We start from the raw sequence: 14,505 nt of genomic DNA, 5'->3' as shown, positions 1-14,505 counted from the left end.
GTGTGGGGGATCGACTCGTTCGACCAGTGGGGCGTCGAACTCGGCAAGACCCAGGCCACCGCCCTGCAGACGGTGCTCGCCGGCGACGAGATCCCCGAGACCGGCGACGCGTCCACCGACCACCTGATCGAGGTCTACCGCACCCTGCGCGACGGAGCCTGATCGCATCCTGCTCGAGAGATCAAGCAGCCTTCGGATCGGACCAGGCCGTGGTGGTCCGGACCCGTCCGTGCGTGTCGACGAGACGCGCCGGCAGGTCGTACTGTTCGAGCCACGACAGGGCTCCGATGCCCCGCTGCAACGCCGTCGCCGCGGCCGCATGAGCCCACACAGCGTCGGGAGCGATGACGCTGACGAGACGCCACCGCTCGGGGTCGGCGACGTCGCTGGTGTGCGACGCCATCGCCGATCCGGCCGGCAGTTCGACCGAGCCCCGGTCCGGGAGCGGCACCTGCCATCCCCCGGCAGGCGCGTGCCCCGCGGTGGCCATCACGTCGCCGATGCGCACGAGCGCCCCGCATTCGAGCAGATTCGCGACGAGCGCCGCGGAGTAGTCGACGGTGTCGGCCACGGCCGTCGCGCCGAGTTCGAGACTCACCCCGAAAGGAGCGAGCACGATGTCTCCGTCGATCTGCACGTCGCGGTAGGTGGGGATGGGATGGATCGGCGGGATGGCTCCGGCATCGACGGAGGCGTCGTCGGAGTCGACCGGGGTGATGGTCCCGCCCGTCATGCGGGCCGCCCACAGCGCCGACCGCACCATCGATGCCAGTCGGGGGCTCATCGTGACCGGAGTGCCCTGCGCGAGGTTGACGGAGTGGATCTCGGCGTCGCCCCGGCGGCTGTCGCTCACCGCCTCGGATTCGGCGACGACGCCGCGCACGATCATGCGGGCACGGTGCAGTGCATGCGGCTCGGTCACCGCGAGTGCGATCTGCCGACCCCACTCCCACCATTCGTTGCTGCCGATCATGACGGGCTCCACCCGTAGTCGATTCCTCGCAGGACGTATTCCAGTATGCCCTCGACCTGAGACGGGTGACAGCGCCGCAGGATCGGACCCGCCCTCGTCAGACCCGGTCGAGGATCGCGGCGGTGTCCACGCCGGTCGGCAGTGTGCCCATCGCGATGCCCCAGTCGTCGTCGAGCCGACTGCGGCAGAACGCCTCCGCAACGGCGGGATGTCCGTGCCGGACGAGCTGCGCGCCCTGCAGGGCCAGGGCCATGAGCTCCACGACCCGCCGTGCCCGGTACTCGGCGTCCTCGAGGTCGGCGAGTTCCTTGCCGATCCGGGCGATGGCCGAATCGAGCCGCGGATCGGCACCTTCCGCAAGCCTGACCTCGGTGAAGAACGCCTCGACGGTGTCGGGTTGCCGCGCCATTGCACGCAGCGCGTCGAGTGCCGCGACGTTGCCGGATCCTTCCCAGATCGACATGAGCGGCGACTCGCGATAGAGCCGCGGCATGCCCGATTCCTCGGCGTAGCCGTTGCCGCCGAGGCATTCGAGGGCTTCGGCGGCGACCGCGGGTGCCCGCTTGCACACCCAGTACTTGGTGACGGCCAGCGCGATGCGGCGCAGGGCGGCCTCCTGCTCGTCCCCGGCGGCGCGGTCGGTGGCCCCGGCCAGACGCATCATCATCGTCGTCGCGGCATCGGACTCGACGACGAGATCGGAGAGGACGTTGCGCATGAGCGGCTGGTCGACGAGCAACGCGCCGAACGCCTTCCGGTGACGGGCATGGTGAACCGCGCGCAACGTCGCGATCCGCATGTTCACGGCCGAGCCGATGACACAGTCGAGTCGCGTCATGTTCACCATCTCGATGATGGTGTTGATGCCGCGACCTTCCGGGCCGACGAGCCAGCCGATCGCGTTCTCGTACTCGATCTCGGAGGAGGCGTTCGACTTGTTGCCGAGCTTGTCCTTCAGCCGCTGGATGCGGATGGCGTTGCGGGTGCCGTCGGGCAGGACGCGCGGGAGCAGGAAGCACGACGGTCCGTGCTCGGTCTGCGCGAGCGTGAGGAACAGGTCGGACATCGGCGCGGACGTGAACCACTTGTGCCCGACGATCGTGTACGAACCGTCGGCGTTGGGGGTCGCGGTGGTGGTGTTGGCGCGGACGTCGGAACCGCCCTGCTTCTCGGTCATCGACATCCCGGCGATCAGGCCACGTTTCGTGGAGGGTTCGCGCAGCCCGAAGTCGTAGTGCGGCGCGGCCAGCAGCGGCTCGTAGCGCTCGGCGAGTTCGGCGTTGTGGCGCAGCGCCGGGATCGCGGCGTAGGTCATCGAGATCGGGCACATGTGCCCGGCATCGGTATGCCCCCACACGTAGAACTTCGCGGCACGGGCAACGTGCGCGCCGGGACGCGGGTCGCGCCAGGGTGCCGCGTGCAGGCCGTTCTCGACGGCGACGGTCATCAGGTCGTGCCAGTGCGGATGGAACTCGACCTCGTCGACGCGGTGGCCGTAGCGGTCGTGGGTGTGCAGCACGGGCGGATACTCGTTGGCGAGCCGCCCCCAGTCCTGGGCACGGGCGGTGCCGGCGAGGGCGCCGAGTTCGCGGACCTCGTCCTCGGCCCAACTCGCCCCTTCGCGGCGCAGTCCTTCGAGGAGGGCGGGGTCGTCGGCGGCCCCGTAGGGCTCGAGGTCCGGTACCTGGTTGAACACTTCGTGGGTGGCGGGGAAATTCACGGCTTCACTCCTGAGTCGTTCCGGAAGGCAGATGCCCCGCCGCTCGCAGTACGAGGACGACGAGGTCGGGGACGGTGGATCCGGCCGCGCTGTCTCGAAGGCGACCGTCGGCCGCACTGTCTCGAAGGCGACCGTCGGCCGCGCCGGGGAGGCGACCGGTGAGCACCTCACCGACAGCCCCGACGAGCGCCGCGGCGGTGAGCTCGACGTCCTGTTCGGGGAATTCACCGGTCTCGACGCCGTGGCGCACGGCGTTCGCGAAGGCCGCTGCGAAGGCGCGGCGCAACACGAGTCGTTCGGCGTCGACCGCGGCGTCGACCGGTTCGGCGAGCAGGGCGTAGGCGAGGGTGGGATTGCGCAGCGCACGGCGGGAGAAGGTGTCGACCACCGCGGTCACCCGGTCGGCACCGGATCCGGTTGCGGCCGCGGACGTCACGGCCTCGACCTCCCGCTCGCACAGTTCCCGGAAGATCCGCACCATGAGATCGGACTTGTCGACGTAGTGCCGGTAGACGCTGCCGGTGGCGACGCCGGCCCGTTCGGCGACCGCCGAGACGGACAGTCCGCTGTATCCGCGTTCGCTGAGCAGAGTCACGGCGGCAGCGGCGATGGCCTCGCGCTGCGCGTCGAGTCGCTCCTGCACTGCGGGTGTCCGCCGGTACGCCACACCAAGGATTGAACCTCGGTTCAGTGCTTCGGTCAACGGTCGGCGCTACGGTCGGGATTGTGAATCGCCTGAGCGTCGTGGACGAGATGTTCCTCCACCGCCACAAAGGAACCGGCCTGCCGTCGGTGATGCAGGGTCTGTGGCGCACCGACGAGACCGTGGACGCGACCCTGTTGCTGTCCCTGCACGACGTGCTGTCCGAAGGCCCGCTCGGTCGCCGTGTGGTCCGTCCCCGGGTTCCCGGTGCACGCCCCCGCTTCGAACCCAACACGCACGTCCATCCACTGCGCTATCCCGCGACCCCCATCCCCGACGACGAGCTCCTCGCCTGGGCCGACGAGCACGCGAACGTGGACGTCGATCCCGAGCTCGGTCCCGGCTGGGCGGTCGCCGCGACCCGACTCACGAGCGGCGGCACCGCACTGTCGATCGTGTGCTCGCACGTCCTGACCGACGCGCGGGGATTCGTCCGCGCGGTCGCCGACGCGCTCGCCGACCGGCCGCGACGACCCGACCCCGGTCGCCAATCCGACCTACGCGATGCGATGCAGTTGTTCCGGAAGGTCGGCAGCGGGCTGCGCCGCGTGAAGTACACACCTCGCACGGAGAAACCGCGCGCGCCGCAGACGGTGCACTCGCGACCGCGCACCGCGCTCGTCGACGTCGACGCGGCGCAGTGGAAGGCCGTCGCGGCCGCGGAGGACGGCAGCCCGAACGCCCTGCTGCTCGCCGTGTCCGCCGGTGTCGCCCGGCGCGCCCGCATCCCGTTCCCCGTGCGCATCTCCGTTCCGGTCGACGACCGGAAGGAGGGAACCGTCTCCAACGGCGTGTCGATGGTGGGGATCACCGTCGACGACGGCGACACGCTCGCCTCCATCCGGGCCCGCGCCGCGCACGCCTATTCGCAGCCGCGGGAGGGCGCGCCGCACAACATGCCGGCCGAGATCCTGCAACTCCTCCCCGACCGGATCGCCGCCCGCGTCGCGCGCGGTGCCGGTGAGCGGGACCTGTTGTGTTCCAACATCGGCGCGGTGCCCCGCGAGCTCACCACGCTGGGCCCGTACCGCACCACCGGGATCGCAATGCGCGCTATGCACCCGGGACTCGACACCCGGCCGGCCCGCACCACGACCCGCCTGTCGGTCTACGCCTGCCACACCGACGAGCGGTACACCCTCGCGTTCGTCGCCCTCGACGAGGAGCGCTTCCCCGACACCGCGACGCTGCACACCTACGTACGGGCAGAGCTCGCGGGCCGAGGCCTCGAGCCCCACTTCTGGTGACGTCGACGGTGGACACGGCGGCTACCGTGACGCCCCGTCACGTACAGTGCGGAGCATGACGCCCGAGACCCACGTCACATTCGCCGACGGAACCGTCCGCGGCACCCGGCTCGACGGCCTCCTCGCCTGGCGCGGCATTCCCTACGCCGCTCCCCCGGTGGGCCCGCTGCGGCTGCGGGCGCCGCAACCGGTCGAGCCCTGGACGGGAGTGCGCGATGCGACGCAGTTCGGAAATGCCGCCCCGCAGCGTCCGCGCTACGCCGAGACCGGTCGTCGCGGGGTGCGAGTGCGTCCCGACGAGGACTGCCTGACCCTCAACGTGCTCGCCCCCGCCGGTCGGGTCCATGCACCGCGACCGGTCATGGTGTTCATCCACGGCGGCGCCTTCACCCTCGGCACGAGTGCCCTGTCGGTCTACGGCGGCGAGTCGCTGGTCCGACGCGGCGACGTAGTCTACGTGTCGATCAACTACCGTCTCGGAGCGCTCGGCTATCTCGACTTCGGGTCCTTCTCCACCGATTCGGTCCGATTCGATTCCAATCTCGGTCTGCGCGACCAGGTGGCGGCGCTCGAATGGGTCCAGCGCAACATCGCGGCCTTCGGCGGCGACCCCGACAACGTGACGATCTTCGGCGAGTCCGCCGGCGGCACCTCGGTGACGACCCTGCTCGCGACACCCGCCGCGCGCGGACTGTTCTCCGCCGCGATCGCACAGAGCCCGGCGCCGAATCTCGTCGTCACCTCCGACCGCTCGGCCGAATGGGGCCGGAAGTTCGTCGAACTGCTCGGTGCCGATCCGGATACCGCCGCGCAGGCGCTGCTCGACACCTCCCCCGTCGAACTCGGGCGGGTGGGATCGCGCCTCGGGGCGCAGGTACTGCGCGCGACTCCCGGTCTGCATCCCTTCGGCCCGGTCGTCGACGGCGATTTCGTTCCGCTCCAACCGCTCGAGGCGTACGAGACGGGCGCGGCGCATCCCGTTCCGCTCGTGCTCGGGACGAACGACCGCGAAGGTGCACTGTTCCCGAAGTTCCTCGACGCGCTGCCGACGAACCCTCGGCGGATCGACGCACTGTTCGCCGCGACCGATCCCGAGGCGAAGGATCGCATCACGGGGATCTATCCGGGATATCCGGACGAGCGTGCCGCGATCGATCTCGGCGGCGACCTCACCTTCTGGTATCCGTCCGTGCAGTTCGCGCAGGCACATTCGCGTTTCGCGCCGACCTTCATGTACCGCTTCGATCTCGCGCCGCGAGTGCTGCGCTGGACGGGCTTCGACGCGACGCACGCGGTGGAGTTGCTCGCGGTCTTCGACCAGACCGACGAACCGCTCGGCCGGGCGCTCACGGCACTCGGTGGGCGACGCGGCCTGCGGACGGCCGCCGGGGCGATGCAGCGCCAGTGGCTGAACGTGGCCCGGCACGGTGAACCACTGCCGTCGTGGCCACCCTACGACGAGAAGGACCGCGCGACAGTGATTTTCGACGAGTTCACGCGCATCGAGCACGATCCGCGTCGCGAGTGCCGCCTCGCGTGGGAGGGCTACCGCGGGTACGCCACTCCGGCACCTGTTCAGTAAGCGCCGCTTCTCGACGCGCGCAATGAGCGTCGCTACTCGGCGCGTGCAGTGAGCGACGCTACTTGGCGACGGTGAGCAGGAAGGCGACGTCCTCGATGGCGCTGACGCTGTGCCGGACCGGCGGGATGATGATCATGTCGCCCGCCGAACCCTTCCACACGTCGTTGCCGGCGACGAGCTGGAGCTGACCCGACAGCACCTGCAGGGTCGCCTCGCCGGGGCTGTCGTGCTCGCCGAGTTCGTGGCCGGCGAGCAACGCGACGACGGTCTGCCGCAGGTGCTTGGTATGCCCACCGAAAACCGTCTGGGAGCTGCGTCCGCTCCTGGACGCAGCTGCGAGTTTGAGCTGCTGCCGTGCCAGGGCGGTCAACGAGAGCTTGTCCATGTACCGCAGTATCGCTCAGATGCCGCCGCGAGAACTCAGCTTCGCGCGTACCGGATCCAGCGGAACCTGATTCCCTTGGTGGACGTCATCCATTCCCCGGGTTCCGCCACCCACTCGGGCCCGATCGGAGGTGCGGTCGCATCTCCTACGACGTCGAGGTCGACCTCGGTCACGAGCAGCCGAGTCGCGAACGGCATCGCCTGCGCGTAGATCTGACCCCCGCCCATCACGACGACCTCGTCCTCACCGGCGAGCGTCAACGCGTCCTCGAGGCTCATGGCGGTCTCGGCGTCCTCGGCCGACCACTCGACGTTTCGGGTGACGACGATGTTCCGGCGTCCCGGCAGCGGCCGGAATCCGACCGGGAGCGAGTCCCAGGTGAGCCGGCCCATGATCACCGGCTTGCCCATCGTGGCGTCCTTGAAGAACGCCATGTCCTCGGGGATGTGCCACGGGATGGTGTTCTCCCGGCCGATCACACCACCACGTGCCTGAGCCCAGACGAGGGTGACATCCCCCATCAGACGGCCACCGGCGCCTTGATCGCCGGGTGGTGCCGGTAGCCGACGACCTCGACGTCCTCGTAGCGGTAGTCGAAGATCGAGTCGCGCGGGTGCAGCTTCAGCGTCGGGTAGGGATACGGATCGCGGGTGAGCTGCTCCGTGACCTGCTCGATGTGGTTCGAGTAGATGTGGCAGTCGCCGCCGGTCCAGATGAACTCTCCCGGCTCGAGTCCGGTCTGCTGCGCGACCATGTGGGTGAGCAGCGCGTAGCTGGCGATGTTGAACGGCACGCCGAGGAACATGTCGGCGCTGCGCTGGTAGAGCTGGCAGCTGAGCTTGCCGTCGGCCACGTAGAACTGGAAGAAGGCGTGGCACGGCATGAGCGCCATCTTGTCGAGCTCGGCCACGTTCCACGCCGAGACGAGGATGCGCCGCGAATCGGGGTTGGTGCGCAGGGTCTCGATCACCTGGCCGATCTGGTCGATGTGCTGCCCGTCGGGGGTCGGCCACGAGCGCCACTGCACGCCGTAGACCGGGCCCAGATCGCCGTCGGGTGCGGCCCACTCGTCCCAGATCGTCACGCCGTGCTCCTGCAGCCACTTGACGTTGGAGTCGCCGCGCAGGAACCACAGCAACTCGTAGACGATGGACTTCAGGTGCACCTTCTTCGTGGTGATCAGCGGGAAGCCCTCGGACAGATCGAAGCGCATCTGATGGCCGAACAGGCTCCGCGTGCCGGTTCCGGTACGGTCGGCCTTCTCCGCGCCGGTCTCGAGGATCAGGCGCATCAGGTCTTCGTAGGGCGTCGACACAGTCACGAGCGCAGTCTATCGGTGGGTCGAAGGTGTCCGTCGCCACCCGCGAACGGCCCGGCGACCGTAGCCTGTTCCCATGCCCGAGCTCCCCGAGGTGGAAGCACTTGCGGTGTTCCTGCGCGAGCACGCGGTCGGCAGCGTCATCGGACGCATCGACGTCGCGGCGCTGAACGTGCTGCAGACGGCCGACCCGCCGATCACGGCGCTGCAGGGACGCGACATCACCGGAGCGGTGCGCTTCGGCAAGTTCCTCGCGATCGACTGCTCGGGGCTGCACCTGATCACGCACCTGTCGCGCGGCGGCTGGTTGCGCTGGCTCGACGAACCGTCGCAGACTCCCCCGAAACTCGGTCGCGGTCCGCTCGCCCTCCGCGTGCACCTGTTCGCCCCTGACGCGACGACACCGGCCTTCGATCTCACCGAGGCCGGCACGAAGAAGCGCCTCGCGGTCTGGATTGTCGACGATCCGCAGCAGGTGCCCGGCATCGCCCGCCTCGGCCCCGACGCGCTCGCCCTCACCCGCGACGAGTTCGCCGAGCTCCTGACCGACAGCACCTCGCGCCTCGAGACGCTGCTCACCGATCAGAAGGTTCTCGCGGGCATCGGCAATGCCTACTCCGACGAGATCCTGCACGTCGCTCAGCAGTCGCCGTTCGCGACCGCCGGCAAGCTCACCGACGACGCGGCGACCGCCCTGTACGGGGCGATGCGGTCGGTGCTGACCGATGCCGTCACGCGCTCGGTCGGGCAGGACGCGGCGCGCCTCAAGGGCGAGAAACGGTCGGGGCTGCGCGTGCACGGACGCACCGGTGAGCCGTGCCCGGTGTGCGGCGACACCGTCCGCGAAGTCTCCTACACCGACCGTTCGTTCCAGTACTGCCCGACCTGCCAGACCGGAGGGAAGGTCCTCGCCGACCGGCGGATGTCCCGCCTGCTGAAGTAGCGGGCACGCAGTGCAGGCCCCTTCCCGTCTCCGCGAAGAAGTCCGCATCCTCGCGCCGGGTTACTTCGCCTTCGTCATGGCCGGCGGAATCGTCTCCACCGGACTCCACCTCCGCGGTTTCCACCTCGCATCGGCCGTGCTGCTGATCGTGTCCGCGATCGGATACGCGACGCTGGTGGCCCTGTCGGTGTGGCGGTTCTTCGCGTTCCGCGACGAGGTCCGCGCCGATCTCGCCGATTCCGGACGGGCGTTCGGCTTCTTCACCTTCGTCGCGGGCAGCAACGTGCTCGGCGTACGCCTGATGATGGACGGCTGGCATTCCACCGCGGCCATACTGCTCGTGGGCGCGGCGGCGACGTGGCTGGTGCTCGGATATGTCGTCCCGTGGACCGCCGTGCTCGGCACGGCGGAGCGTCCCGTCCTCGCGAAGGCGAACGGAACGTGGTTCATCTGGGTCGTCGCCAGCGAGTCGGTGGCCATCGCCGCGGCCACGCTCCAACCGGTCTACCGCGAACTGGACCGGCTCCTCGCCGCCCTCGCGGTGTTCACCTGGGGCGTCGGGCTGTTCCTGTACGCGGCGGCCGGTGTCTTCGTCGCGGTGCGGATGTTGCAGTACCCGTTGCGACCCACCGACCTGACCGCCCCTTACTGGGTGTCGATGGGAGCGTGCTCGATCACCGTCGTGGCGGGTTCACGGATCGTCGAGATGGACGACGCACCGATGGTCGACGCGACCCGCGGACTGATCGCGGGCCTCGCCGTCGTCATCTGGGTCTTCGCGACGTGGCTGCTCCCCCCGCTCGTCGCGGCCGGTTGGTGGCGACACCGCGTCCACCGGGTGCCGCTGGACTACGACTCGTCCCTGTGGTCGATCGTCTTCCCGCTCGGCATGTACGCGATCGCGGGGATGTATCTGGGTCGCGCCGACGATCTGCCACTGGTCGGCGCGATCGGCGCCGCCGAATTGTGGGTCGCGGTGGCGGCCTGGGTCGCGGTGTTCGCCGCGATGCTGCACCGCATGTGGGTACGGCTCATACGGCCGGTCGAGCGCGACCGACGGTGACCGCCCGTGCTCGGGCCCGCCCCATCCCGCCGTACCAGCGGACAGCGAGCACGACAGCCAGGGCCACAGGCCTGGTCGCCGGTGCGGCCGGCGTGGCCGCCATGACCGTCGGGGAGAAGATCGAGCAGGCCGTCACCGGGCGACCGAACTCCCACGTGCCGGGCCGCGTACTCGCACGGTTGACGGGCGCCTCGGAATCGGCCGGACAGCACTCGACCGCCCTGAACTGGGCGATGCACTTCGGGCAGGGTATCGCCCTCGGCGTCCTGCGTTCGGTCATGGCCGAGGTGGGCCTGCGGGGGCCGCTCGCATCGTCGAAGTTCACCGTCGTCCGTCTGACCAACGACCAGATCCTCGAGAACGCGACCGGCGTGGGAGCACCCCCGCAAACGTGGCCCCGTTCCGAGCTGGCGATCGACGTCCTCCACAAGAGCGTCTACGGCTTCGTCACCGGTGCCGTCGCCGACGCGGCGGTTACCGTATCGGTGTGAATGTCGAACCGCTGGACACCGGCACCGTGGCCGGTCACCTGCATCTTCCCGAGGGCAGTCCGCGGGGTGCCGTCGCGTTGACGCACGGCGCCGGCGGCAACTGCGACGCCCGGATCCTGCAGCTGATGTGCTCCCGGTTCGCCGATGCCGGCTTCCTCGCCCTGCGCTACGACCTGCCGTTTCGCCGTCGCAAGCCCAAGGGACCCCCGCAGCCGTCCCGCGCCGCGGAGGACCGCGAGGGTGTGTCCGCCGCGGCCGCGGAGCTGCGCGACCGCGTGTCCGGGCCCTTACTGCTCGGCGGCGTCTCCTACGGCGGCCGGCAGACGTCGATGCTCGCGGCCGACGAACCCGGCATCGCCGACGCCCTCGTCCTGCTGTCCTATCCTCTCCATCCCCCGGGCAAGCCGGAGAAGCTGCGCACCGAGCACCTGCCGAAGATCTCGGTGCCCACGGTGTTCGTCCACGGCGACCGCGACCCCTTCGGTACCTTCGACGAACTGCGGGAGGCACTCGATCTCCTGCCCGCGGCCACGACTGTCATCGAGGTCACCGGGGCCGCACACGACCTGAGCCGCGCGAAGACGGATCCCTCGGAATCCGCCGTGTCCGCCGCGCTGCACCTGCTGGAAGAGAAGAAGTCATGATCGAACCCACCGACGTCGCCATCGACACGCTGCTCGCCGAGCTCCGCGACCGGCTCGACGATTCCGTCGACGCCCCGACGACCCTGCGCGGACTGCTCGAAGCGGTGCTCGTCGTGGGATCGGGTCTCGAACTCGACTCCATGCTCCAGCGCATCGTCTCCGCCGCGACCGCCCTTCTCGACGCCCGCTACGGCGCGCTCGGCGTGCGCGCCGCCGACGGTGGTCTGTCGGAGTTCGTGTACGTCGGGATCAATCCGACGCAGCGCGAGGTGATGGGCCATCTGCCCGAGGGCCGGGGCATCCTCGGTCTGCTCATCAACGATCCCCGGCCGGTCCGTCTCGGCGACCTGTCGAAGCATTCCGCCTCCATCGGTTTCCCGCCCAACCATCCGCCCATGAAGAGCTTCCTCGGAACTCCGATCATGGTGCGCGGCAAGGTTTTCGGCAGCATCTACCTCACCGAGAAACTGGGCGCACCCGAGTTCACCGAAGAGGACGAGGTGATCCTCAAGGTGCTCGCGATGTCCGCCGGTGTGGCCGTCGAGAACGCGCGCCTGTTCGAGGGCTCCCTCGACCGCGAGAGATGGCTTACCGCAATGGCATCCATCAACTCCCGGCTGTTGATGGGCGGGTCGGTGGACGAGACGCTGTCGATGCTCACCGGCCAGGTCCGCGAACTCGCCCGGTGTGCGGGCGCCTATGTGATGCTCGTCGACGGCCACCACGGCCGCCTGCAGGCCGCGTCCCCCGCGGCGCCGTGCGGGAAGGACAAGCGTTTCGATCTCGCCGGATCGCCTGTGCTGAAAGCGCTCAAGAGCAGGCAGCCGATGCACCTCGATACCCTCGAGGGACTGCCACCGATGGAGCAGGGCGACGAAGGACACGCGGTGGTGCTGCCGCTGTCGGCGACGTCGACGGTCACGGGTGTGCTCGTCGCGACCCGCGAGGCCGGTACCGAACCGTGGGACGACGAGGACGTGGCCCGCTTCGAATCCATGGCGAACCTCGCGGCCGTGGCCCTCGAATTCGCCGAACAGCAACGCAAGAAGCGGTTGCTCGACGTGCTGGCCGATCGCGATCGCATCGCACAAGACCTGCACGACAACGTCATCCAACGCCTGTTCGCCACGGGTATGAGCTTGCAGAGCGCGACCGCGGACGGGGCGGACACCGCACGCGTGGTGGAGGTGATCCGCCACGCGATCGAACAGCTCGACCGGACGGTGCGCGAGATCCGCACGACCATATTCGATCTGCACACCACCGGCGCGGCGGCGTCGAACAGTCTGCGCCGGAGGTTGCTGGACGTCGTGGGCGATCTGAGCATCCACTCCTCGGTGGCGCCCAACGTGCAGTTCGTCGGACCCATCGACACGCTGGTGCCGATGCGCATCCACCCACACGCGGAGGCCGTGCTCCGCGAAGGGCTGAGCAACGCGCTGCGCCATTCCCAGTCCGACAACATCTCGGTGTCGGTCTCGGTTCAGGACGACTTCCGGATCGAGATCCTCGACGACGGCACGGGTCTGCCCGACATGCCTCGCCGCAGCGGGCTGGCGAACCTCGAGCGGCGCGCCGTGCAGTGCGGCGGGTCGTGCGAGATCGGTCCGGCCCACCCGCGCGGCACCCGGGTGCTGTGGGCGGTCCCGCTCTGACGGAACGGGTCCCGCCCGCATCGGGTTAGGACGTCGGCTTGCCGCGCTCGTTGCGCAGCTCGGTGGCGAGCACCGCGGCCTGCGTGCGGCGCTGCATGCCGAGCTTCGCCAGCAGCCGCGAGACGTAGTTCTTCACAGTCTTCTCCGCGAGGAACAGCCGTTCGGCGATTTCCCGGTTGGTCAGGCCCTCACCGATGAGTTCGAAGACGGCGCGTTCTTGCTCCGACAGCTCGGCCAGCGGATCGGCCGTGCGCGACGCCCGGATCCGCTCCATGAGGGCGGCGGTGGCGCGGCTGTCCAGCAACGAGCCGCCCTCGCCGACGGTGCGGATCGCCGAGACGAGGTCGGTGCCGAGGATCTGCTTGAGCACGAACCCGGAGGCGCCTGCCATGATCGCGTCGAAGAGTGCCTCGTCATCGGCGTACGAGGTGAGCATCAGGGCGCGCAGACCCGGCATGCGGGTACGCAGCTCGCGGCACAGTTCGACACCGTTGCCGTCGGGAAGCCGCACGTCGAGCACCGCGACGTCGGCACCGCTCTCGGGCACACGGGCCAGGGCCTCCCCAACCGAGGCGGCCTCACCGACGACGGTGAAGTCGGGCACGCTGCTCAGCAGATCCACCAGGCCGCGCCGCACGATCTCGTGATCGTCGACGAGGAACACGCGGGTCATCTCGGGCACCTTTCGTTGACATGCTGTCCCGTCATTGTCCCAGGTGTACCGCGATACCCACGTCCGCGGGGCCGTTCGACATCCATATCAGGACCTTCTCCCCCTCCCCCGCGGACGCTGCTCGGGAGACGCTGAACGTAGAAGCGAACATGCGGGACGAACGAGCCGACGAGGAGGATGTCGTGACAGTCGATGCCGGAACCTGGTCGCTCGGTGACACCGAGATCATCGCACGTGCGGTGGTGGAAGCACCCTCCGTGCACGACACGCAACCATGGAATCTGCGCCTGCCCGATCACAGCGCCGAACTCGAGGAACGCCTCGAATTCGCCGAGCCGGGCTCGGACCCGCTGCGTGTCGACCGGCTGATCTCGTGCGGCGCGGCCCTCACCAACCTCGAACTCGCGATCCGAGTCCTCGGAAACAGATCGCGCACCACTGTGCTGCCCGATCCGCAGCGTCCGGAGCTCGTCGCGCGCATCGAGACGCTCGGACCGGGCACCCCGGCCGGTCGCGACCTGCGGTTGTATGCGGCGATCTCGCACCGGCGCAGCCACCGCACATCGTTCACCGACATCCCGGTGCCGACGGAGACGCTCGCCGACATCATCGCCGTGGCCGGCGAGATCGCAGATGTGGACGTGCGCCTGCTCGCGGACGACGAGGCCGTCGCCCTGGCCCAGGTGCTCGCGTATGCGGCGGAGGCCTGCCGACGTCATCCGCACTATCAGCGCGAGATGTTCTCGTGGACCTCCCACTGGCAGCCGCGCGGCAACTCCGAGGTGGTCACCACGTGGAGTGCGACCCTCGATGGGAAGGGCGCGGCGGGCGAAGCCCTGGTCACGACAGGGATCCCGGACGTCGATGCGCTGGCATCGGCGATCGCGCGCGAGTCGGTGCTGCTGTTCTCCGCACCGTCGACCTCACCGGCCGATCTGATCCGGGTGGGCGCGGCCGTCGAACGGTGCTGGCTGGCGGCGATCGACGCGCGATTGTCGGCATCGGTACTGACGCATCCCCTGCGGGTGGAGGACGCCGGGTCGCGCCTGGCCGAGATGCTCGACCTGACGGTCGTTCCGCTGGTCGTCCTGCGTGTGGGTTTCTGAAG

General features: G+C 69.3%; 16 protein-coding genes. 9 read left to right on the top strand and 7 right to left on the bottom strand.

The genetic code is table 11. The features are described from left to right. Positions 1-162 (top strand): hypothetical protein (locus K3M35_RS16625; protein WP_220666730.1); only part of this gene is annotated, 162 nt, incomplete at its 5' end. 19 nt (positions 163-181) lie between these two features. Here K3M35_RS16625 and K3M35_RS16620 read toward each other — a convergent pair. From K3M35_RS16620 to K3M35_RS16610, 3 genes are all read right to left on the bottom strand, one after another. Beyond that, a complete protein-coding gene (locus K3M35_RS16620) occupies positions 182-973 on the bottom strand; it encodes an FAD:protein FMN transferase (RefSeq protein WP_033096735.1) in 792 nt (263 codons plus the stop codon). A 97-nt stretch (positions 974-1,070) separates the two neighbouring features. Continuing rightward, on the bottom strand, positions 1,071-2,693 hold the full coding sequence (locus K3M35_RS16615; protein WP_019289855.1) for an acyl-CoA dehydrogenase family protein: 1,623 nt from the start codon (positions 2,691-2,693) through the stop codon (positions 1,071-1,073). A 4-nt stretch (positions 2,694-2,697) separates the two neighbouring features. After that, on the bottom strand, positions 2,698-3,360 hold the full coding sequence (locus K3M35_RS16610; protein WP_024103164.1) for a TetR/AcrR family transcriptional regulator: 663 nt from the start codon (positions 3,358-3,360) through the stop codon (positions 2,698-2,700). Positions 3,361-3,419: 59 nt separating this feature from the next. Here K3M35_RS16610 and K3M35_RS16605 point away from each other — a divergent pair, with 59 nt between their 5' ends. Next, the gene (locus tag K3M35_RS16605) at positions 3,420-4,643 is read left to right on the top strand and encodes a hypothetical protein (RefSeq protein WP_220666724.1); all 1,224 of its coding nucleotides are present in this window, start codon (positions 3,420-3,422) and stop codon (positions 4,641-4,643) included. A gap of 55 nt (positions 4,644-4,698) precedes the next feature. Beyond that, positions 4,699-6,225: a carboxylesterase/lipase family protein gene (locus tag K3M35_RS16600; RefSeq protein WP_220666723.1), complete on the top strand. Its 1,527-nt coding sequence runs from the start codon at positions 4,699-4,701 to the stop codon at positions 6,223-6,225. Between the two features lie 58 nt (positions 6,226-6,283). On the opposite strand, the gene K3M35_RS16595 is transcribed toward K3M35_RS16600, so the two are convergent. From K3M35_RS16595 to K3M35_RS16585, 3 genes are read right to left on the bottom strand one after another with little or no spacing between them, the layout of a single operon-like run. Beyond that, positions 6,284-6,610 carry a cupin domain-containing protein gene (locus tag K3M35_RS16595; RefSeq protein ID WP_220666722.1) on the bottom strand — a complete coding sequence of 109 codons (327 nt, stop codon included), beginning with the start codon at positions 6,608-6,610 and terminating at the stop codon, positions 6,284-6,286. Positions 6,611-6,645: 35 nt separating this feature from the next. Beyond that, positions 6,646-7,131, bottom strand: coding sequence for a dihydrofolate reductase (locus K3M35_RS16590; RefSeq protein WP_064257676.1), 486 nt, complete (start codon positions 7,129-7,131; stop codon positions 6,646-6,648). Next, entirely contained in the window at positions 7,131-7,931 is an 801-nt protein-coding gene (locus K3M35_RS16585) for a thymidylate synthase (protein WP_006551555.1), read from the bottom strand. The genes K3M35_RS16590 and K3M35_RS16585 overlap by 1 nt, the downstream gene beginning before the upstream one ends. A 73-nt stretch (positions 7,932-8,004) precedes the next feature. Here K3M35_RS16585 and K3M35_RS16580 point away from each other — a divergent pair, with 73 nt between their 5' ends. From K3M35_RS16580 to K3M35_RS16560, 5 genes are read left to right on the top strand one after another with little or no spacing between them, the layout of a single operon-like run. Further along, complete coding sequence (locus tag K3M35_RS16580) at positions 8,005-8,871, top strand: Fpg/Nei family DNA glycosylase (RefSeq protein WP_024103159.1); 867 nt, start codon at positions 8,005-8,007, stop codon at positions 8,869-8,871. Between the two features lie 10 nt (positions 8,872-8,881). After that, positions 8,882-9,934: a tellurite resistance/C4-dicarboxylate transporter family protein gene (locus K3M35_RS16575; RefSeq protein WP_220666721.1), complete on the top strand. Its 1,053-nt coding sequence runs from the start codon at positions 8,882-8,884 to the stop codon at positions 9,932-9,934. Beyond that, the gene (locus tag K3M35_RS16570) at positions 9,931-10,425 is read left to right on the top strand and encodes a hypothetical protein (RefSeq protein WP_220666720.1); all 495 of its coding nucleotides are present in this window, start codon (positions 9,931-9,933) and stop codon (positions 10,423-10,425) included. Before K3M35_RS16575 ends, K3M35_RS16570 begins: the two co-directional genes overlap by 4 nt. Continuing rightward, positions 10,422-11,069: an alpha/beta family hydrolase gene (locus tag K3M35_RS16565; RefSeq protein ID WP_064256938.1), complete on the top strand. Its 648-nt coding sequence runs from the start codon at positions 10,422-10,424 to the stop codon at positions 11,067-11,069. Before K3M35_RS16570 ends, K3M35_RS16565 begins: the two co-directional genes overlap by 4 nt. Further along, entirely contained in the window at positions 11,066-12,724 is a 1,659-nt protein-coding gene (locus K3M35_RS16560; protein WP_220666719.1) for a GAF domain-containing sensor histidine kinase, read from the top strand. The genes K3M35_RS16565 and K3M35_RS16560 overlap by 4 nt, the downstream gene beginning before the upstream one ends. A gap of 25 nt (positions 12,725-12,749) precedes the next feature. Here K3M35_RS16560 and K3M35_RS16555 read toward each other — a convergent pair whose 3' ends face one another. Next, positions 12,750-13,397, bottom strand: a complete 648-nt coding sequence (locus K3M35_RS16555; RefSeq protein WP_033096942.1) for a response regulator transcription factor — start codon at positions 13,395-13,397, stop codon at positions 12,750-12,752. Between the two features lie 182 nt (positions 13,398-13,579). Here K3M35_RS16555 and K3M35_RS16550 point away from each other — a divergent pair, with 182 nt between their 5' ends. Further along, entirely contained in the window at positions 13,580-14,503 is a 924-nt protein-coding gene (locus K3M35_RS16550; protein ID WP_374107767.1) for a hypothetical protein, read from the top strand. Positions 14,504-14,505: the final 2 nt, after the last annotated feature.

The sequence above is a fragment of the Rhodococcus sp. DMU2021 genome (assembly GCF_019641445.1).
Classification (GTDB): domain Bacteria; phylum Actinomycetota; class Actinomycetes; order Mycobacteriales; family Mycobacteriaceae; genus Rhodococcus; species Rhodococcus pyridinivorans.
Note: the sequence above shows the minus strand (reverse complement) of the source record. Positions and strands in the feature narration are given on the sequence as shown.

Bases quoted from the DNA above. Each gene is read 5' to 3' on its own strand.
- K3M35_RS16620 (WP_033096735.1), bottom strand. From the start codon at position 973: ATGATCGGCAGCAACGAATGGTGGGAGTGGGGTCGGCAGATCGCACTC.
- K3M35_RS16600 (WP_220666723.1), top strand. From the start codon at position 4,699: ATGACGCCCGAGACCCACGTCACATTCGCCGACGGAACCGTCCGCGGC.
- K3M35_RS16595 (WP_220666722.1), bottom strand. From the start codon at position 6,610: ATGGACAAGCTCTCGTTGACCGCCCTGGCACGGCAGCAGCTCAAACTC.
- K3M35_RS16590 (WP_064257676.1), bottom strand. From the start codon at position 7,131: ATGGGGGATGTCACCCTCGTCTGGGCTCAGGCACGTGGTGGTGTGATC.
- K3M35_RS16580 (WP_024103159.1), top strand. From the start codon at position 8,005: ATGCCCGAGCTCCCCGAGGTGGAAGCACTTGCGGTGTTCCTGCGCGAG.
- K3M35_RS16560 (WP_220666719.1), top strand. From the start codon at position 11,066: ATGATCGAACCCACCGACGTCGCCATCGACACGCTGCTCGCCGAGCTC.
- K3M35_RS16555 (WP_033096942.1), bottom strand. From the start codon at position 13,397: ATGACCCGCGTGTTCCTCGTCGACGATCACGAGATCGTGCGGCGCGGC.